We start from the raw sequence: 18256 nt of genomic DNA, 5'->3' as shown, positions 1-18256 counted from the left end.
CCTATTCGTATCTCAATGCATTTATTGGGTCTAGTGCAGCTGCTTTTCGTGCCGGATACCATCCGAAGAAAATACCAGTAACAGCACAAACAGCAAACGAAACAATAATTGAAAAACTCGTAATACTTGTTGGCCAATGTAAAAAATCTTCTACCAAAAAAGTAGCTAATAATCCCAAAGATACACCAATTATTCCACCCGTTATACTTATTAAAATGGCTTCTATTAGAAATTGCATTAAGATGTCATTTCCTCTCCCTCCAACTGCCATTCTTAGTCCAATTTCTCGTGTACGTTCTTTTACAGACACATACATAATATTCATAATTCCGATTCCTCCAATAAGCAACGAAATACTTGCTATGGCCACTAATAACACGGTTAGCATCTCACTTGTAGAACTGAATGTAGAAATCAATTCATTCATAGAAAACACATTAAAATCATCATCTTCATTACCAGTTATCTCATGTTGATTACGCAGGATATCAGTGATTTCATTAACAGCATCTTCCGCCTTCTCTTCACTAATTGCGGAAGCTACAATACTTTGAACATGATCGATAGCTAAAATCCTTTTCTGAACTGTAGTATAAGGAGTTAAAACAACATCGTCTTGGTCTTGCCCAAAAGTGTTTTCCCCTTTCTCACTAAGAACTCCAATAACTTTAAAAGGGGTGTTATTATAGCGAATCATTTTCCCAATAGGATCATCATCCAAAAATATATTCTCAACAATTGTTTGTCCGATTACTACTACCTTAGCAAAAGATTTCACATCGTCATCAGTGAACATGCTCCCTTCTTCAATTGTTGTTTTCTTAATGTCTATATATTCTGGAGAAACACCATAAATACTTGTGGGCCAGTTATTGGCGCCATAAATTACTTGTCCGTTTCCAGAAACTTGTGGAGAAACATCGGTAACCAATTCAGCTTGATTTTTTATAGCTAGAAAATCATCTATTTTCAAAGTTTCCATCTCGCTACCACCCAAGCGCACTCCTCCCCTAACATCAGCTCCTGGTCTAATGTTTATCATATTGGAACCCATACTAGAAATTTGTGTTTTGATGCTTTGTTTTGATCCCTCTCCAATGGCTAACATTGTAATTACTGAGGCCACACCAATTATAATTCCTAACATAGTAAGCAACGTCCTAACTTTATTAATTAGGATAGCATTCCATGCAGTTTTTATTAAATTAGATATTTTCATTAGTTATTTTTTTATGTTAAGATGGATTCAAAATCATCTATTATATAATTCATTAATCTTCTTTAGGGAGTGCAGCAAGTGCTTCCGCAGCATTTAAAATATTAGAATTATAGTCATCTTTAATAATGTTTCCATCCTTTAAAACAATTGTTCTACTGCTAAATTCGGCGATATCAGGCTCGTGGGTTACAAACACAATTGTTTTCCCATTTTTATTTAATTCTTGAAAGAGCGACATGATTTCGTATGACGTTCGTGTATCCAAATTCCCTGTTGCCTCATCTGCTAAGATCACCACGGGATCGTTCACTAAAGATCTAGCGATGGCTACACGTTGTTGTTGCCCTCCAGATAATTGTGCTGGCGTATGGTGAACTCTCTCCCCTAAACCTACTTTAGTCAAAGCATTTAAAGCTCTTTCTTTACGCTCTTCTGTACGAATGCTATTGTTGTACATTAATGGAAGCTCTACATTTTCTATAGCGCTTGTTCGCGGCAATAGATTATAAGATTGAAAAATGAATCCTATTTTTTCATTCCTAATAGTAGCCAATTCATTTTTAGATAATGATTTTACTCTCACCGAATCAATTTCATAAATACCATCACTTGGTTGATCTAAACACCCCAATACATTAAGCATTGTACTTTTCCCAGAACCACTAGATCCCATTATGGTAACAAATTCTCCTTCGTGAATAGTAAAAGAAATACCTTTTAGAGCATGAACCGTTTCTTCTCCCATTTTAAAGGATCTCTTTAGGTTCTCGATTTTTATAATCTCCTTTTTCATATGTATTCGTTTAATGGGATTATTTTTTTCCTGGAGGTTTTGGCATAAACGGACTTTCACTTCCGCCAGGAGCCGGCCCTAAAGGGGTATCTGTTTTCATAGCGTAAATTAATTGATCTCCTTCGGATAAACCATTTACGACTTCTACATTGACACCATCGCTCTCTCCTATTTCTACTTTTACAGGCTTAATCTCTTTTCCATTTAGTGTCCATACAACGTTTTCTCCCTCCAAAGGTTTCTCATCACCCTTAGGCATTGAAGTAATTCCTTCTTGCATTTCATACGCATGAATCATCCCCATTTCAGGCTCAAAGTTTACCGCTTTAGCCTGAATTGTTATTACATCTTTTAACTCCAAGCTATAGATATATACCGTAGCTGTTAATCCTGGTTTTAATTTTAAATCTGGATTATCTGCCTTAATAACAACGGTGTAAGTAATTACATTAGATTCTTCTGTTGGGTTTAAACGTACTTGAATAACCTCTCCAACAAATTCTTGTTGCTGGTAAGCGTCTACTGTAAATGTAACACGTTGCCCTTCTTTAACTTCTCCGATATCTGCTTCATCTACATCTGCTTCTACTTGCATTTCTTTTAAATCTTTAGCAATTGTAAATAACGTTGGAGTCTCAAAGCTAGCGGCTACCGTTTGTCCTTCATCAATTTCTCTTGATAAAACCACCCCATCTATTGGAGAATAAATATCAGCATAACTCAAGTTCGTTTTTGCCTGTTGGTAATCAGAATAAAGCTGGTCTACTGTATTTTTAGCTGTGTTTAAATTGTATAAAGCTTCATCATAATCTGCTTGACTGATAACACCCTTCTCGAATAAAGTATGCTGACGGTCATAGACTTTTTTAAGATATTCCTTATCATTTAAAGCATTGTTATAACTAGCTTTTGATTGTGCCAAAGATGCTCTTAAATTTGTTTTATCAAGCTCGGCAATCAATTGTCCTTTCTCAACAACACTGTTGTAATCGACATATATCTTTTCTACTTCCCCAGAAACTTGTGTTCCAACTTCTACTTCTGTAAGCGGTTGCACTGTACCGGTAGCAGTAACCATTTTGGTCACCTCTCCTTTCTTTGCAGTGATTGTTTCTATTGCAATCGTAGCATCGCTATTTTTATTTAATAATAAATAAGCAACACCAGCACCTATTGCTAATACTACAATAAGAAGTACTATTTTTAATTTTTTATTTTTCATTTGATACTATTTATTTTAAAACTGGTTGATAAACTATATTTTAATTTCATTTCCTTGATAAAACTCTAATAACTGCGTGTATAATATGTTTAGATATTTAGCTTGCAGATAATTTTGCTGTGCATTTGTATATGTATTCTGACTAATAATTAAATCGGTAGCATTAAGTCCTCCTAAATTAAATCTTTGCTGAGCTAGCTTATACGACTCTTCTGCGGCTTCACTAGCTGCTTCGGCTGCTACCAACTGCTCCTGTGTTGCTAATACATTTTGATAAGCAGTTTCTACCTTTTTATAAATCTCTTTCTTAACGGTTTGCTTTTGAATACCAGATTGATCGATCGCTATTTTTGCCTTCTGAACTTCTACTTTTGTTTGATTTCTATTGAAAATCGGTACGGTTAAAGAAAGTCCGACACGCTGATTAAAATTGCTATTCATCTGATCTTTAAAATTAAAACCCTGAACGCTCGTATACCCAGAACCAATACTTCCTGTTAATGATAAACTCGGCAGATATGCTCCTTTTGTTATCTCAAGGTCTTTTTCTGAAACATCAACTCCCAAAGATGCTGCTTGATATTCAGGTAAATATCCTAATGCAGCTTCATATACATTATTCCTATTGGCAATAATTTTAGGCTCATAAGTATCAGTATTTGGAGCTTCAATCTCAAAATTTGTAAGAGGCTCTAGTTCTAGTAACTGCTTTAAATCTATTATTTGTTGTGCATAAGAATTCTTAGCTTCTATCAAACTATATTTATTTGTAGCTTCTTGTGAGATGGCATCAGTATAATCTTGCATTGCTATACTTCCTGCTTCGAATCGTGCTTTTGCAGTTGCACTTTCTTTAGTGGAAGCTTCTAAGTTCTTTTCAGCAATAATAATTCCTTCTTTAGCATATAAAGCTTGTAAATATGCTTCAGTAACACTTAAAATAATGTTGTTCTCTGCTTCTGCAACAAATAAAGAATTCTGATCTACAAGCAATTTATTTTGCTTAATCTGATTGTTTAACTGATTCCCTTGAAATATTGTAATAGAGGTATTTAAATCAAAACTTGTTGAGTGGATTTGCTCATTTACAAAGTCGCTAGTAATAGGGTCAATCGACTGCCCGTTTGTAAATATCTGTGAAGCCGAACCCATTAAATTAGGAAGCCTTGCCGATTTAGATTTACTATAATCTAACTCTGCTATATCCTTATTATAACTGGCATCTTTTATAACGATGTTATTATCTAGTGCATATGAAATACAGTCTTGTAAATACCATATTTTTGGTGTTTCACTACTGGAAACATCTTGACCGTATGATAGACACCCTGCGAATAAACCTAAAATAGTAAGATATAATTTCATTGTTTGATTTTTTACTACAACAAAATTGAAACTATATACACTATATATATAACGCGATAGACGTTTGGGGAGATTCACTATACAAAAGCCCCTTTTTTATCGATGGGATTTTATAATTATCCTAAAAAAAGCATACTTATCAATGTTACATATTGACATTCAGATACTTTTAAGTTTTTCTTTTAACTTAAAATCATTGCTAAGTATAATATTGCCTGGTTTACTATTGAAGAAAGAAATTAATAAGAGAATGTTTGAGGTTTTTATTTAATATCTTTATAGAAAGAAGTATAATCGATATTTTTTCGATTGCTGAAAAATACTAATATTATGAAATTAGAATCTTTCAATAAAAATATAGCGTTTAATGATGAAAAGGTGGTTACTAAAGTTCTTTTGGAGACTTCCTTTTCAAAAGAAATAAGAATCCTTCTCAAAAAAGGTCAAATTATGAAAGAACATAAGGCTCCTTTCCCAATAATTGTACATTTACTGGAAGGAGCAATAGGTTTTGGTGTTGAAGGTGAAGTGCATTCTATCACAAAAGGCGATGTACTTACGTTGGGTGCTAATGTTCCTCACGATTTAACTGCGAAGGAAGATAGTATTGTTCGTTTAACGCTTTACAAATTAGATAAAATAGAGCGTGTAGAAAAAGTGATTACAGACTCATAATTAGCTTCCAATGAAGAATATTGAAGACAGAAATGATGTAAATATTTTAGTGAATACATTTTACGCTAAAATAAGAAAGGATGAATTACTGGGACCGATTTTTAATGTTCATATTCCTGATGAAAAATGGCCCGAACACCTAAGTAAGCTAACTGATTTTTGGGAAACAAATTTATTTGGAATTGCTAAATTTAAAGGCAGTCCATCAAGAAAGCATGTTAATGTAGATATGAATATGGACTATTCTATAGAGCAAACTCACTTTGGAAAATGGCTGCAATTATGGTTTGAAACAATAGACGAACTCTACGAAGGAGACCTAGCAAGAAAGGCTAAAGATTCTGCCCGAAAAATGGCTACAGGTCAGTTTTTAACCATTTGGCACAATAGACCCGAAGAATACAAAAAGTAAGACTAGTGTAAAAATATAAAATACCACTTCTATCCTATTCGGATTAATTTAAATCCCGATTTAGGAAGAATTCTTATATTTAAAGTTCAATAATCTTATTCATGAAAAATATTTATTACTTCTCCATTTGTATACTTTCCATCTTATTGTTTTCTTTTCCTGAATGGAAAGATAAGGGTGATATAATTGCTGAAAATGCCGAAGTTGAAATGGCGGGAACAGGATTTAAATTCACAGAAGGACCTGCTGTAAACTCAAAAGGGCAAATTTATTTTACAGACCAACCGAATGACAGAATTCATATTTGGGACTCAAAAAAGGGGATCTCTTTATACCTAGAGGGAACTCGGAGAGCTAATGGAATGTATTTTGATGAACAACAGCAATTACTAGCCTGTGCAGATGAGTTTAACCAGCTTATATATTTTGATAGCAATAAAGAGATTCATGTAATTTATGAAGATTTTGAAGGGAAACATCTAAACGGTCCAAACGACTTATGGATAAATAATAAAGGGGGAATCTATTTTACAGACCCATATTACCAGAGAAATTGGTGGGATGAAGACCATACTGAGATTCAAAATACTCGTGGAGTTTACTATTTAAATCCAAGTGGTGAAATTTCAAGGGTAATTAATGACTTTAAAAAGCCTAATGGGATTATAGGTACTCCAAATGGAAAAACGCTTTATGTTGCTGATATCGAAGATGACAAAATTTGGAAATATTCTATTGAAAATGACGGGGGTTTAACCAATAAAACTTTTTTTGCTCCTCATGGAAGCGATGGAATGACTATAGACAATAAAGGAAATGTTTATTTAACTTCTGGTAAAATATGGGTGTATAATCCTAAAGGGGAATTAATAAAAGAGATTGAAACTCCTGAGAAACCAAGTAATGTATGTTTTGGAGGTAAAAAGAGAGATATTCTTTTTATTACAGCAAGAACGTCAGTTTATACGCTAAAAATGAAAGTTAATGGAGTAGATTAGAAAACCATTCGCCAATTACACTATCTTTGTGCCTCTAAATTATAAGATGGCTTCTACTCTACTTTCATCGCCTTTGCAAGGCTTTACAGATTTCAGGTTTCGCAATGCTTTTCATCATTATTTTGGTGGGATAGATACCTTTTATGCTCCCTATATTAGACTTAATGGTAAGCTTAAAATTAAAGAATCTTATAAAAAAGATTTGTCTCCAGAAAATAACACAACCCTAGAAGTTATTCCACAAGTAATTACCAATGACCCAGAGGAGTTTCTATTTGTTGCTAAATATGTACAAAGCTTAGGCTATAAGGAGTTAAATTGGAATTTAGGATGCCCATATCCTATGGTTACTAAATCTGGAATGGGCTCTGGGCTAATCTGCAATCCACAACGAATAAATGAGGTGTTACATAAAGGTCACAATGAAACTGATATTTTAGTTTCTATGAAAATGAGAATGGGATATGAAAATGCTGAGGAAATTCTGGATACATTTTCTATTTTAGATCAATATCCTCTTAAAAACATAGCCATTCATGCCAGAATTGGAAAGCAACTCTATAAGGGACCTGTAGATTTAGATGCCTTTGAGAAATGTATTAGTAGCACAAAACATAAATTATATTACAACGGAGATATTACAAGTGTTGCTGCATTTAAAGCAATAGAAAAACGTTTTCCTTCCATAGATCATTATATGATAGGCCGTGGACTGATTGCAGATCCCTTTTTGCCGAATATGATAAAAAATAACACTACAGAATACCCAGCAGATAGATGGTCTATTTTTTCGGAATTTCATGATACTATTTATAAGCAATATGATGAATATCTATCTGGCCCAACACCTATAAAAATGAAAATGTTAGGTTTTTGGGAGTATTTTTCTCAGGCTACTTCAAATCCTCAGAAAACATATAAAGCTATTAAAAAAGCTGGAAATCCAATAAAGTATAGGCAAGCTGTAAATATGATTCTCAATACAGAAGCTAAAATTAGAAACTAATATATTATTGCCTTTATTTCTTATAGCTTCAATTTTACTTCTAAACGATAGGATTCTATTATACTATGTTTTAACAATGCTATTTATTTTTAAATAGGCTACATATTTATAGAAAATAAATTTGTGTGACTCGCTACAATAGCACAATTATTACTATTTTAGAGGTGTACAAAGGTTTTATTAATGATTTATAACCTTTTACATCCCCCTTCCCTCGCTTAAGTCTCTGTACTTAAAAAGCTACAATCATTATTACATATAATAATTAAAAAATGCATAAAAAAACAGCTTATATAATTGTAAGAATGGCTATCGGGTTAAGCATGTTCGGACACGGACTCGTTCGTATTCCTAAACTCGAGGCTTTTAGTAACGGAATCATAAAGACATTTGAAAACTCTATGCTCCCCGAGTTTTTGGTAATCCCATTTTCTTATGTATTACCATTTGCTGAATTAATATTTGGGCTTCTACTTATTTTAGGATTATTTACTAGAGTTGCAGCTATTGCAACTTCAATAGTATTACTTTCTCTAGTATTTGGATCTACATTAATAGAGAGTTGGGGGAACATCACTTCCCAATTAATACATATTGCTTTTTTAGTATTCGTTATTCAAAACATAGAAGAGAACACCTATGCTATTGATAATATTATTAAACAGAAGTAAAAGTTGAACTAGAGTCATTCTAGTTATATTTAATAAATAAGGATATAATCTTTGACTAACACTTAATAAGTAATGATTAAAAAAATACTCTTAATAAGTTTCCTTAACATTATCTGTTTTAGTCCTATAAATGCTCAAAATAATTTGAGTAATGTCGAAATTGATCTTATTAATCGGGGGTTAGAAAAAAGTTACGAATTGAAAAACTCCATTCATGAATTATCGATTGATAGTATTGAAAGAAAGACTATCCGACAAAACTTTATTCCAACTTTAGAACTGGATGCTCTTTATGGATATGGATCGAGTGGAATAAATGTTAACTTTCCTACGCTTCAACTGCCCATTACAGGAGTGAATTTATTTGATGGCAAGACTAGTTTTGATGCTCAAGGTCAAGTCTTTAATACCAATCTTACCGCTAAGGCATTACTGTTTTCTGGATTACAAGTTAACTATGGTTCTAAAGCTACCGATGAAAAAATTAAGGCTAAAAACTATATGCTCACTGCAAAAAGAGCAGATCTTGTAAAAGACATGATAGCTACTTTTGATAAAATAGAATTCTTAAAACGATCTGAAGTTGTTATTTTAAAAAGCGAAGAGCGATTGGCTAAAGAAAAAGCTAGAGTAACCACAGCAATAAAAAATGGATTAGCAATTCCATATGATCGTGATAAAATTAAAGCATCAGAATTAAACTTAGCATCAAAAAAAGCAGAGCTATATGGAAATCTAGGATTATTGTATTTAAAGCTCTCTATGCTTACAGATGTTGATGTTTCAACATTAGAAAAACAAAATTTCGAATTAAAACCATGGGAACTCCAACGTAATAATAATACTTTTAGTGATCGTTCAGAGTTAAAAGCATTAAATGCATCAGTAAGTGCTTACGATTATAAATTAAAGATGAATCGCAATTCATTCTTACCAAAAATTCAAGCAAGGGCGTCTCTTTCATATTCTAATTTATTTAATGCCAATTTAGACACACCATATAGTCTGTTGCCTGGTGGTACTAATATCAATTTAGAGCTAAATGAATTCGAACTCTTTCCAACATACTTTCTCGGCGTAGGAATGCATTGGGATATATTCACAGGATTAAAAAATACTAATGAAACCAAAAAAACACAGATTCAAAAAAGTATTGCGGAAGAGGAAAAAAACGAGGTCGAAGAGAAACTAGAACTATTTGCAAAAAAGATGGAAATAGATTTTGAAGTTAAAAATCAGCAATTACTATTTAAAAAGCAAGAAATGGAAGTTGCCAAAAACAGCTTAAATCTAGCTATTAAGAGTTATCATGAAGGATTAATATCCATTACAGACCGTTTACAAACAGAAACTGAATACCAAAATGCTGCTTTAAGTTACTACAAGTTAGTTGTCGAGCAGCGTATGGTGGCAGTAGATTTATTGATCTCTACAGGGAGCTTAGAAATAGAGAATTTAAATAATTAGAAATTTATTTTGATCATGAAAAACAAAAAGCAACTCTTTATATTAATTATTCCTGTATTAATCATCATTATTGGAATCGTTATATTAATATTTCTGAAACCCGATAAGAATGATAATCGTGTTTTTGTCGGGTTATTTGAAACCACAGAGATTCGCGTGGCTTCTGAAATTCCTGGTCGAATTGAAACAATTTATACAAAACTTGGAGATCAAGTTAAAAAAGGACAACTTTTAGCAACTATAGAAAGTGATATTATAGATGCGAAAGTTAAACAAGCAGAAGGAATGTACGATGCTGCTAAATCCGTAAATCAAAAAGCTATCTCTGGAGCTAGGAGTCAAGAAGTTCTTGCTGCTGGAGACAAATATAAGATGGCGCAAAGTCAGTATAATTTCGCCGAGAAGTCATATAAAAGATTAGAAGCCATGGCAAAAGACAGTTTAATTTCACAACAGCAATTAGATGAAGTTACTTTTAAACGAGACGCTGCATTTGAGCAAATGAACGCCGCAAAATCTATTTTTGAAATGGCAAAAGAAGGAGCTAGAATCGAAGATAAAAATGCTTCTAAAGGACAAATGAATGCGGCTGGCGGTAAAGTAAGTGAGGCTAAAGCATATTATAAAGAACTGGAGATATATGCACCTGTTTCTGGAGAAATATCTGCTAAGTTGGCGGAAGAAAGCGAAGTGATGCCCGCCGGTTACCCTCTATTTACAATTCAGAAATTAGAAGAAATTCATGCCGTTATTCATATAAGAGAAGATTTTCTTAGTGATTTTAAAATGGGTACTGAAATTTCAGGAAAACTCCCTGCTTTTGATAATAGATCCCATAAATTTAATGTCACTTATATTGCACCAATGGCTGATTTTGCAGATTGGATCCCTACAGCAGATAAAGGTAGGTTGGATATGAAAACATTTGAAATTCACTTATCCCCCGCAGAAAAAATTGATGGATTACGACCAGGAATGAGTTTAAATATTAAACTTTGAAAATCATATTACAAATAATAATTAGAGAGCTTCAAAGACTAAGAAAAAGACCTGCAGCATGGGTTCTTCTATTAGTGATTCCTATTGGAATATTTTTCTATTTGGGTGCTATTTATGAAAAAGGAGCAATAGAAAACGTTCCGATTGCAATTTTAGATTTAGACCATTCAGATTTAAGTAGAACAGTCATTAATAATGTAGAAGCCTCTCCAAAGTTAAGCATCGTTAAATTTTTAAATACTCATGATAACATTGATGAAATATTTATAAAGTATCCTGAAATCAAGGGATTTTATGTAATCCCAAAAAACTTTCAGAAGAATATCTTTAAAGGACAACAAGAAAACATTTTAGTCTATTCGAATTCTTCAAATATTATTTATGGGAATCTTATTTATAAAGAAGCAGCAACTTTTATTAATACGATGTCTGCTGGAATTAATTTAAAAAACTTTAAACTAAGCGGGATCCCTAAAGAAAAAGCTATGAAAATAGCAATGCCTATTAGAGTAATTGCAAAACCCATGTACAACCCCTACTATAACTACCTTTATTATCTAATACCTGGGCTTACAACCGTATTGTTACAAATGATAGTCTTTTTTTTGGCGGCTAGGTCTATCAACTCTGAGTATACAGATAATACTTTTAATGAATTATTAAGTTTTTCTAATGGTAGTATTTTTAAAATCGTAATAGGCAAATTACTTACCTATACCCTCCTCGGTTTTATGATAGCAGTTTTCATATTTTCTATGGTACATCCACTTTTAGGGATTCCAACTAGTAAAGGAACTTTATCTTTTTTATGGGTGGTTATAGTATTCGTTTTAGCAAATGCAATGTTAGGAATTATGATTTCTACAATCTTTAAAAATGAAGCTATAGCGATGGATATATCCTTTGTGTACAATTCTCCAGCATTCGTCTTCAGTGGTTTTACTTTCCCGATAATAGCAATGCCAGCTTTTAATGCCTGGTATGCACAATTAATACCATATACTCATTTTTTAAGTGCTTTTATAAAAGGCGTAGAAATGAATACCCCTTTTTTATTTTTAATCCAACCTATCATATATTTATTACTTTTCTTTTTAACGGGTTATATCATAACCATTACTATTCTAGTATTTCGAAATAAAAAAATTGAGGTATGAAAAAATGGTTTTCAATATTAAAAAAAGAACTGTCTTTAATTATTGAAGATAAAAGTATTCTTCTTACTTGTTTGGTAGCACCCATACTCTATGCGTTTTTTATAGGTTCTATTTATTCTGAAAAGGAAGTATCTGAAATTCCAATTGCCATTGTCGATTATGACCATTCTAATCTATCTAGAAAAGTTTCTAGATTAATAGATGCATCTGAAAAAGTAGCTATTAATGGTCATTATTCATCTTTTGATGATGCGATGTTTCTTCTTAACAATCTAGATGTTCAAGGAATAGTTATCTTCCCTAAAGGTTTTCAGAAAAAGACTATGAACCTAGACGGTTCAAGTATAGAGGTCATATTAAACAACACAAAATTTCTTACATCAAATGAAATTAATAAATCAATTCAGCAGGTCATATTAACTGTTGGTGGCGGTGTAAGAATGCAATATTTTATTTCTAATAAAATCCCTGTAGAAGTTGCTAAACAAAAGGCTCAACCAATAATGCCGATAATAAAATCAATCTATAATGCCACCAATAATTATGGAGATTACCTACTTCCTATTTTACTGATTCTAATTCTTCAACAAACCTTAATTATTGGATTCGGACAAAGTGTTGTTCACGAATTTAAACAGGGAACCTTTCAAGATTTAGAAAAATATAATTTCTTTGATTTTATAAAAGTTTTTACTGCTAAAAGTTTTTATTATGTCTTCCTTTATACGGCGTACTTTTTCGTATTCTATAAAGTAATATTTCCCCATTTTTCATTAGGATTTAATGGATCGATCTATTTACATTTAATTTTAAGCTTTCTATTTATAGCTGTTATATTGCTATATACAATTCTATTTGCATCCTTTTTTAAAACAATGATTGGGTGGACAGAGGTATTGGCATTTTCTACATATCCATTATTCTTAGTTTCGGGGTATTCATGGCCTATTGATGCTATGCCTATTGGATTGCAAGCATTTGCAAATTTATTACCTTCTACGCCCTATTTTAGTATATTTAATTCTTTGGCAACAGAAGGAGCTAAACTTTCTGATATTACAAATTGCTTTATTCATTTACTCATCTTGTTTTTAATAGGGTATCTGTTACTATATCTAAGGTTTAGGTATATAAAAACAAAAAGTAACAAGAGTTTTAATTGAATAGTATTAAAAAAATAGAAAACTGTATTTTTGTTTGTTAATGATTATTATAGCTAATGAATTTAACGATTGAAAACATCCTTTTAGTCGGCTCTTTATTACTTCTCATAAGTATCCTAGCCGGTAAAACTTCATATAAATTTGGTGTTCCAACGCTGTTACTTTTCCTTGGTATTGGAATGTTAGCAGGTTCTGATGGGATTGGAGGAATTCATTTTGACAACCCCAGACTAGCACAGTTTATTGGTGTAGTTTCACTAAATTTCATCTTATTTTCTGGAGGTTTAGATACAAACTGGAAAGCTATTAAACCTGTTATAAAAGAAGGAATAGCACTATCAACGTTAGGCGTTTTATTAACTGCAGTATCTTTAGGTACTTTTGTATATTACGTTACCGATTTCACAATTTATGAAAGCCTTCTTCTAGGGTCTATTGTCTCTTCTACAGATGCCGCAGCAGTATTTTCTATTTTACGCTCTAAAAGCCTTGCCTTAAAGAACAACTTAAGACCTACATTAGAATTAGAAAGTGGAAGTAACGACCCTATGGCTTATGTACTTACCATTGCTTTTCTAACATTAGTTATAAATCAAGATCAAAGCTTTTTATCGATCATACCTCTATTTTTGCAACAGATGATTTTAGGAGGTCTTGCAGGTTTTGGATTTGGAGTACTTAGTAAGCTTATTATAAATAAAATTAAACTTGATTTTGAAGGGCTCTATCCTGTATTAGTTATTGCCTTAATGTTTATTACATTTTCTGCGACCGATTTTGTTGGTGGTAATGGCTTTCTAGCTATCTATATTTGCGCTGTTTATTTAGGAAATCAAGATTTGATCCATAAAAAAACCATCTTAAAAATGTTTGATGGTTTAGCATGGCTCATGCAAATTGTGCTTTTCCTTACTTTAGGTTTACTTGTTTTCCCTTCTCAAATAATCCCTTATATGGGAATTGGACTTCTTATATCTATATTTTTAATTGTAGTAGCCCGTCCAATTGGAGTATTTATAAGTCTTATGTTCTTTAAAATGAAATTGAGAAGAAGGTTTTATATTTCTTGGGTTGGATTGCGTGGTGCAGTTCCAATAGTATTTGCAACATATCCCCTACTTGCTGGCGTTGAAAAAGCAAATATGATGTTCAATATTGTATTCTTTATATCTGTTACATCAATAATAATTCAAGGTACGACACTTTCTGTAGTTGCAAAATGGCTGAATGTGGCTTTACCTGAAGAAGATAAAAAATTAAGCACTGCAGATCAATTAATGGCTGAAAATCCGAAGGCAGAAATGAAAGAAATGATTATTACTTCTGATTGTAGTGCTGTAGATAAGAAAATTGTAGAATTAGGCTTCCCTAAAAATGCTATAATAGCAATGATAAAAAGAGACAATACATATATCACACCAAATGGCTCTACTAAAATTGAAGCCGATGACGTTTTGATTGTTCTTGCTGATAGGCCTGCTATTTTTGATGACGTTTACAAAACTCTTAAAGCTTAGTACGATTTATATCTAAAAATATTATATTACAAGTTGATTTTAATTATACTAAAATAAATGAGTTATTACATTTCAGGATAATTATCTTTTATCAATCTTTCTCTGATGCTATAAACCCAATCTTGTATAAGTTTTTTTTCATGCTCTGTAATTTTAGCTTCTTCATGAAGCCAATTATATGCTTTTTTAGGCATTCTTTCTGTCTGAACATCAAAATCTATAGCTACAATAGCTATTTCTCTTTCTAAGACTGTATAGTCTCCCCACTCTGAGAAATTTAACACCCGTTTTCCATTACGGATGTTATTATTAACATATAACGATATAGGAAAAATTTTATCTATAAAACTATAGTTTGTGTAATTAGAATGACAATCATAGCAAGAAGATTTAATAATTGCTGAAACTTCATCAGATGTCTCTTCAAAAATTAAAATATCAGAATCAGTAGCTTTTAGTTGTACGTTTTCCTCAGTTCTAAAAAACTGTAAAAGAATAAAAACTGATATAAAAAAAACAATAAGTTTCTTCATAAAAAGCAAAGCGAAAGGTATCTCTATGGATTAAAAAATAGAGGTACTGTAATGCATAATAAATATTAAAATTCGTAACCCAATTGAAGTCCCATTATAATTTTAAAATCTTCTCCTATTTGAGCTCCTAATACAGGCCCTGTATGCCAACCAGTATCACCAAAAAAATAGTTATACTCCCCTTCTAAGCTTAGTGAAACTTTTGTATCTAAATGAGAGTTTGGCATGGAGAAACTTGGACCAGCATTTAGGGTTAAAAAAGGCCATGGCTTATGACTTACAACTGCTGTTAACTCATGTCCGATTCTGCCTTCTTCTTCAAAAACCATTGTATATGCACCCCCAAATGCCCATTTATGGGATATCCAATATGTTATAAATAATTCGGAACCAAAATCTACATTACCACTTTCTGGTGTGTAGAAATAAACTCCCGTAAGTGCAGTTTCGAAACCAGGCTCTTTAGAATGCTCTTCGTTATGATGTTCTTGGGAATATAAAAAACCTCCTGATAAAAGAAGGATTAAAAAAAAGATTGTACTATTCTTCATTCTTATAATTTTTGAAACGGGAGACTCCGAGTCTGGCTAATGTTTTCTTTTGCATATTCCAAAAAAATTCATGCTGACCAAATAAAGTTCCTATTACTATTAGTAGTATTTGATACACAATAAACATAAGAAGGATTCTAATCGGCCAAAATAAAAATCCGCTAACTAGTTCTTTATTTAAGCCTATAAAATTCATTATAGGTTTTACTAAAGCTACAGCTAAAGAGCCATTTACAGCAAAAACTGTAAAAATAATTCCTAACTGAAAATTACTTTCGATATTCCATTTTTCCTTAAGTCTTTTCAAAATGTGCTTTTTAAATTAGTGTTTAAAAAATAACCCCAAATCCTAAAACTCATACGCTACTTCTTTGAAGAATATTCTATTTTAGGACTTAGGGATAAGTATTATATATTTCTGATAGATATAATATATAAGTTTCTACCTGAATTATTTTACATAAACTTTATAAAAGCTTATTCTGCTTGTCTTTTTGCTGAATTTTCAGGAGATACTCCTTCTCCAACACCTTTAGCAGCTCTTAGTACAGGATAGTATTGTGTAAATACAAAATCATCTTGTGCACTAGCATCATGACATGCAACACATGAAGCTACAGGTAATTTAGGAGCGGTTTCTTTTAAGATTCCATCCTTTGGACTTGTAAAACTAAAGATTGCCCAGTTTCCTGGCTCATCTGGAAAATGTTCTTTACTTTTTATAGAAGCTTCTAAACCTATATATTCTCCCATAAAATACCCTTTACCACTTACCGCTACAGTTGATCCAACACTAACTAGTTCTTTAACTAAAATAGTACCTTCTCTAAACTTCCCTGTCTTCTTGTAATGTTTAAAACTTACAGGATCGATATATACATTATGCATTTCTGGAAACGGAGCTTTACCTCCATTTAGATCATTTGGAGTAACAGGTGTTCCTACAAAGACCCAACTTCTATAATTTTGAGGACGTTCTAAGTCTCCCTTATCATTCATCGTGAAGTATGCTATTTCTTTATAATCCTCTGTCACAGCGGTATTACTAGCCTTCCCTTCTTTACACGATTGAAATAATACAACAGCTAATAAAGCTATTCCTACGGTTCTTAAATTCATAATGTTAATTTTTATTGTTAGTTAGATTCAAAAATTATTCGTCAAATGGATATGGAGTTCTTACCATATCTCTACCTACACTATGGCAGCTAAAACATCCTACAACACCATTACCAACGGCAGCAGTTTGTGTTGGATCCTCTGTAGAAGTAACTTCATACCAGAACCATCCTTTACCACCATCAGTCTTTTCACTTGTTTTAACCATTACAGCCCAACCGCTAAGAACTTCATCTTTATCATACATTTCTTTAACTAGCGTAGCTCCTAAAGGATGTTCCTCATTGTCTGCATCTAAAGATTTTGCCAAAATATCATTCATAAATACTCTAACTGGTAAGCCTAGTTTTTGATGAGGCCCTAAAGAGGGATGTAAGTTCTTCTCTTGCGTACTAAAGCTTTTATATTTTCCTTCCTTTAAAAATTTGAAAAGTTCATCTTTATTTAATGGAATATCAAGAGACTTATTATCTGGTGTTTCTGCTGTTGGCTCCCAAATATCTGTCATTCCAGACATTTCCATTCCTTCTTCAGAAAAACGTCTTGCTGCATTCTCAGGAATTATATCTTCTCCAACACCTTTAGCAGCTCTTAATACAGGATAATATTGTGTAAATACAAAATCATCTTCTGCACTAGCATCATGACATGCTACACAAGAAGCTACAGGGAATTTTGGAGATGTATCTTTTAAGATTCCATCTTTAGGACTTGTAAAACTAAAAATAGCCCAGTTTCCAGGTTCGTCAGGGAAATGTTCTTTACTTTTTACAGAAGCTTCCAAACCAATAAACTCCCCCATAAAATAACCTTTACCACTAACAGCAGCAGTAGATCCTACACTTACTAATTCTTTCATTAATATTGTACCTTCTCTAAACTTTCCTGTTTTTTTATAATGTTCAAAACTAACAGGGTCAATATACACGTTGTGCATTTCTGGAAAAGGTGCTTTACCTCCGTTTAATTCATTTGGAGTTACTGGTGTTCCAACAAAAATCCAAGTACGGTAATCTTTTGGGCGTTCTAATTCTCCCTCTTCATTTATTGTAAAGTATTTAATCTCCTTATACTCTTCTTTAGCTTCTTCTTTACAAGAAAATAATAATGAAGTAACGGAAATACATACAATTACTAATTTTAGAAAATTACATTTCATAAGTGTTTACTTTTTTTAATTAATATTTAGTTTACAAAAAGTATTTAAATGTAGAGCTAATATTCTACAAGAAACCAGTAATTATAAATTATTTTTTAAAAAATGTTATTTAAAACCTAAATAGTGTTTGTTCTTGTTAAGAAAAATAAATAAGAAAACTTCTGAGACATAACTAATACAGTATACTTAAGAAAGGTTACTCTTAATTCAGAATGGTTATAATTTAGAAT

19 protein-coding genes are annotated in these 18256 nt (G+C 32.2%); 10 read left to right on the top strand and 9 right to left on the bottom strand.

Translation table 11 applies throughout. The annotated features are described in order from the left end of the window. Nucleotide 1: 1 nt before the first annotated feature. From ACN0TY_RS05925 to ACN0TY_RS05910, 4 genes are read right to left on the bottom strand one after another with little or no spacing between them, the layout of a single operon-like run. Nucleotides 2–1219 (bottom strand): ABC transporter permease, encoded by a 1218-nt coding sequence (locus tag ACN0TY_RS05925; RefSeq protein WP_417443742.1) that lies wholly within the window; start codon nucleotides 1217–1219, stop codon nucleotides 2–4. A 52-nt stretch (nucleotides 1220–1271) separates the two neighbouring features. Beyond that, nucleotides 1272–2012, bottom strand: a complete 741-nt coding sequence (locus ACN0TY_RS05920; protein WP_417443741.1) for an ABC transporter ATP-binding protein — start codon at nucleotides 2010–2012, stop codon at nucleotides 1272–1274. Nucleotides 2013–2031: 19 nt separating this feature from the next. Next, the gene (locus ACN0TY_RS05915; protein WP_417443740.1) at nucleotides 2032–3234 is read right to left on the bottom strand and encodes an efflux RND transporter periplasmic adaptor subunit; all 1203 of its coding nucleotides are present in this window, start codon (nucleotides 3232–3234) and stop codon (nucleotides 2032–2034) included. 33 nt (nucleotides 3235–3267) lie between these two features. Further along, on the bottom strand, nucleotides 3268–4599 hold the full coding sequence (locus ACN0TY_RS05910) for a TolC family protein (protein WP_417443739.1): 1332 nt from the start codon (nucleotides 4597–4599) through the stop codon (nucleotides 3268–3270). Nucleotides 4600–4929: 330 nt separating this feature from the next. Between ACN0TY_RS05910 and ACN0TY_RS05905 the strand changes: the two genes are divergently transcribed. From ACN0TY_RS05905 to ACN0TY_RS05860, 10 genes are all read left to right on the top strand, one after another. Further along, nucleotides 4930–5274 (top strand): cupin domain-containing protein, encoded by a 345-nt coding sequence (locus ACN0TY_RS05905; protein ID WP_417443738.1) that lies wholly within the window; start codon nucleotides 4930–4932, stop codon nucleotides 5272–5274. Nucleotides 5275–5284: 10 nt separating this feature from the next. Beyond that, a complete protein-coding gene (locus tag ACN0TY_RS05900; protein ID WP_417443737.1) occupies nucleotides 5285–5686 on the top strand; it encodes a group III truncated hemoglobin in 402 nt (133 codons plus the stop codon). 101 nt (nucleotides 5687–5787) lie between these two features. Continuing rightward, nucleotides 5788–6684 (top strand): SMP-30/gluconolactonase/LRE family protein, encoded by an 897-nt coding sequence (locus ACN0TY_RS05895; RefSeq protein ID WP_417443736.1) that lies wholly within the window; start codon nucleotides 5788–5790, stop codon nucleotides 6682–6684. Nucleotides 6685–6730: 46 nt separating this feature from the next. Continuing rightward, a complete protein-coding gene (locus ACN0TY_RS05890; protein ID WP_417443735.1) occupies nucleotides 6731–7690 on the top strand; it encodes a tRNA dihydrouridine synthase in 960 nt (319 codons plus the stop codon). A gap of 272 nt (nucleotides 7691–7962) precedes the next feature. Further along, nucleotides 7963–8361, top strand: a complete 399-nt coding sequence (locus ACN0TY_RS05885; protein WP_417443734.1) for a DoxX family membrane protein — start codon at nucleotides 7963–7965, stop codon at nucleotides 8359–8361. 72 nt (nucleotides 8362–8433) lie between these two features. After that, nucleotides 8434–9828 (top strand): TolC family protein, encoded by a 1395-nt coding sequence (locus ACN0TY_RS05880; protein WP_417443733.1) that lies wholly within the window; start codon nucleotides 8434–8436, stop codon nucleotides 9826–9828. Between the two features lie 15 nt (nucleotides 9829–9843). Next, on the top strand, nucleotides 9844–10827 hold the full coding sequence (locus ACN0TY_RS05875; protein WP_417443732.1) for an HlyD family secretion protein: 984 nt from the start codon (nucleotides 9844–9846) through the stop codon (nucleotides 10825–10827). Continuing rightward, the gene (locus tag ACN0TY_RS05870) at nucleotides 10824–11984 is read left to right on the top strand and encodes an ABC transporter permease (RefSeq protein ID WP_417443731.1); all 1161 of its coding nucleotides are present in this window, start codon (nucleotides 10824–10826) and stop codon (nucleotides 11982–11984) included. The genes ACN0TY_RS05875 and ACN0TY_RS05870 overlap by 4 nt, the downstream gene beginning before the upstream one ends. After that, nucleotides 11981–13147, top strand: coding sequence for an ABC transporter permease (locus tag ACN0TY_RS05865; protein ID WP_417443730.1), 1167 nt, complete (start codon nucleotides 11981–11983; stop codon nucleotides 13145–13147). Before ACN0TY_RS05870 ends, ACN0TY_RS05865 begins: the two co-directional genes overlap by 4 nt. A 56-nt stretch (nucleotides 13148–13203) precedes the next feature. After that, nucleotides 13204–14664, top strand: coding sequence for a potassium/proton antiporter (locus tag ACN0TY_RS05860; protein ID WP_417443729.1), 1461 nt, complete (start codon nucleotides 13204–13206; stop codon nucleotides 14662–14664). Nucleotides 14665–14729: 65 nt separating this feature from the next. Here ACN0TY_RS05860 and ACN0TY_RS05855 read toward each other — a convergent pair whose 3' ends face one another. The 5 genes from ACN0TY_RS05855 to ACN0TY_RS05835 all read right to left on the bottom strand — a co-directional run bounded on the left by ACN0TY_RS05855 (nucleotide 14730) and on the right by ACN0TY_RS05835 (nucleotide 18026). Further along, nucleotides 14730–15197, bottom strand: a complete 468-nt coding sequence (locus ACN0TY_RS05855; protein ID WP_417443728.1) for a heme-binding domain-containing protein — start codon at nucleotides 15195–15197, stop codon at nucleotides 14730–14732. Between the two features lie 65 nt (nucleotides 15198–15262). Further along, on the bottom strand, nucleotides 15263–15748 hold the full coding sequence (locus ACN0TY_RS05850; RefSeq protein WP_417443727.1) for a hypothetical protein: 486 nt from the start codon (nucleotides 15746–15748) through the stop codon (nucleotides 15263–15265). Further along, on the bottom strand, nucleotides 15738–16055 hold the full coding sequence (locus ACN0TY_RS05845) for a DUF6787 family protein (protein ID WP_236958399.1): 318 nt from the start codon (nucleotides 16053–16055) through the stop codon (nucleotides 15738–15740). The genes ACN0TY_RS05850 and ACN0TY_RS05845 overlap by 11 nt, the downstream gene beginning before the upstream one ends. A 170-nt stretch (nucleotides 16056–16225) precedes the next feature. After that, on the bottom strand, nucleotides 16226–16867 hold the full coding sequence (locus tag ACN0TY_RS05840) for a cytochrome P460 family protein (protein ID WP_236958400.1): 642 nt from the start codon (nucleotides 16865–16867) through the stop codon (nucleotides 16226–16228). 34 nt (nucleotides 16868–16901) lie between these two features. After that, nucleotides 16902–18026 (bottom strand): cytochrome P460 family protein, encoded by a 1125-nt coding sequence (locus tag ACN0TY_RS05835; protein ID WP_417443726.1) that lies wholly within the window; start codon nucleotides 18024–18026, stop codon nucleotides 16902–16904. Nucleotides 18027–18256: the final 230 nt, after the last annotated feature.

Origin of the sequence: Joostella sp. (genome assembly GCF_048266025.1) — a bacterium.
Lineage (GTDB): Bacteria > Bacteroidota > Bacteroidia > Flavobacteriales > Flavobacteriaceae > Galbibacter > Galbibacter atrarenae.
This window is presented reverse-complemented; position numbering and strand designations above follow the sequence as displayed.

Excerpts from the sequence above, each read along its gene's own strand:
- ACN0TY_RS05920 (WP_417443741.1), bottom strand. The coding sequence starts at position 2,012 with ATGAAAAAGGAGATTATAAAAATCGAGAACCTAAAGAGATCCTTTAAA.
- ACN0TY_RS05840 (WP_236958400.1), bottom strand. The coding sequence starts at position 16,867 with ATGAATTTAAGAACCGTAGGAATAGCTTTATTAGCTGTTGTATTATTT.
- ACN0TY_RS05835 (WP_417443726.1), bottom strand. The coding sequence starts at position 18,026 with ATGAAATGTAATTTTCTAAAATTAGTAATTGTATGTATTTCCGTTACT.
- ACN0TY_RS05915 (WP_417443740.1), bottom strand. The coding sequence starts at position 3,234 with ATGAAAAATAAAAAATTAAAAATAGTACTTCTTATTGTAGTATTAGCA.
- ACN0TY_RS05900 (WP_417443737.1), top strand. The coding sequence starts at position 5,285 with ATGAAGAATATTGAAGACAGAAATGATGTAAATATTTTAGTGAATACA.
- ACN0TY_RS05850 (WP_417443727.1), bottom strand. The coding sequence starts at position 15,748 with ATGAAGAATAGTACAATCTTTTTTTTAATCCTTCTTTTATCAGGAGGT.
- ACN0TY_RS05895 (WP_417443736.1), top strand. The coding sequence starts at position 5,788 with ATGAAAAATATTTATTACTTCTCCATTTGTATACTTTCCATCTTATTG.
- ACN0TY_RS05880 (WP_417443733.1), top strand. The coding sequence starts at position 8,434 with ATGATTAAAAAAATACTCTTAATAAGTTTCCTTAACATTATCTGTTTT.
- ACN0TY_RS05860 (WP_417443729.1), top strand. The coding sequence starts at position 13,204 with ATGAATTTAACGATTGAAAACATCCTTTTAGTCGGCTCTTTATTACTT.
- ACN0TY_RS05855 (WP_417443728.1), bottom strand. The coding sequence starts at position 15,197 with ATGAAGAAACTTATTGTTTTTTTTATATCAGTTTTTATTCTTTTACAG.
- ACN0TY_RS05905 (WP_417443738.1), top strand. The coding sequence starts at position 4,930 with ATGAAATTAGAATCTTTCAATAAAAATATAGCGTTTAATGATGAAAAG.
- ACN0TY_RS05875 (WP_417443732.1), top strand. The coding sequence starts at position 9,844 with ATGAAAAACAAAAAGCAACTCTTTATATTAATTATTCCTGTATTAATC.
- ACN0TY_RS05925 (WP_417443742.1), bottom strand. The coding sequence starts at position 1,219 with ATGAAAATATCTAATTTAATAAAAACTGCATGGAATGCTATCCTAATT.
- ACN0TY_RS05865 (WP_417443730.1), top strand. The coding sequence starts at position 11,981 with ATGAAAAAATGGTTTTCAATATTAAAAAAAGAACTGTCTTTAATTATT.
- ACN0TY_RS05885 (WP_417443734.1), top strand. The coding sequence starts at position 7,963 with ATGCATAAAAAAACAGCTTATATAATTGTAAGAATGGCTATCGGGTTA.
- ACN0TY_RS05890 (WP_417443735.1), top strand. The coding sequence starts at position 6,731 with ATGGCTTCTACTCTACTTTCATCGCCTTTGCAAGGCTTTACAGATTTC.
- ACN0TY_RS05910 (WP_417443739.1), bottom strand. The coding sequence starts at position 4,599 with ATGAAATTATATCTTACTATTTTAGGTTTATTCGCAGGGTGTCTATCA.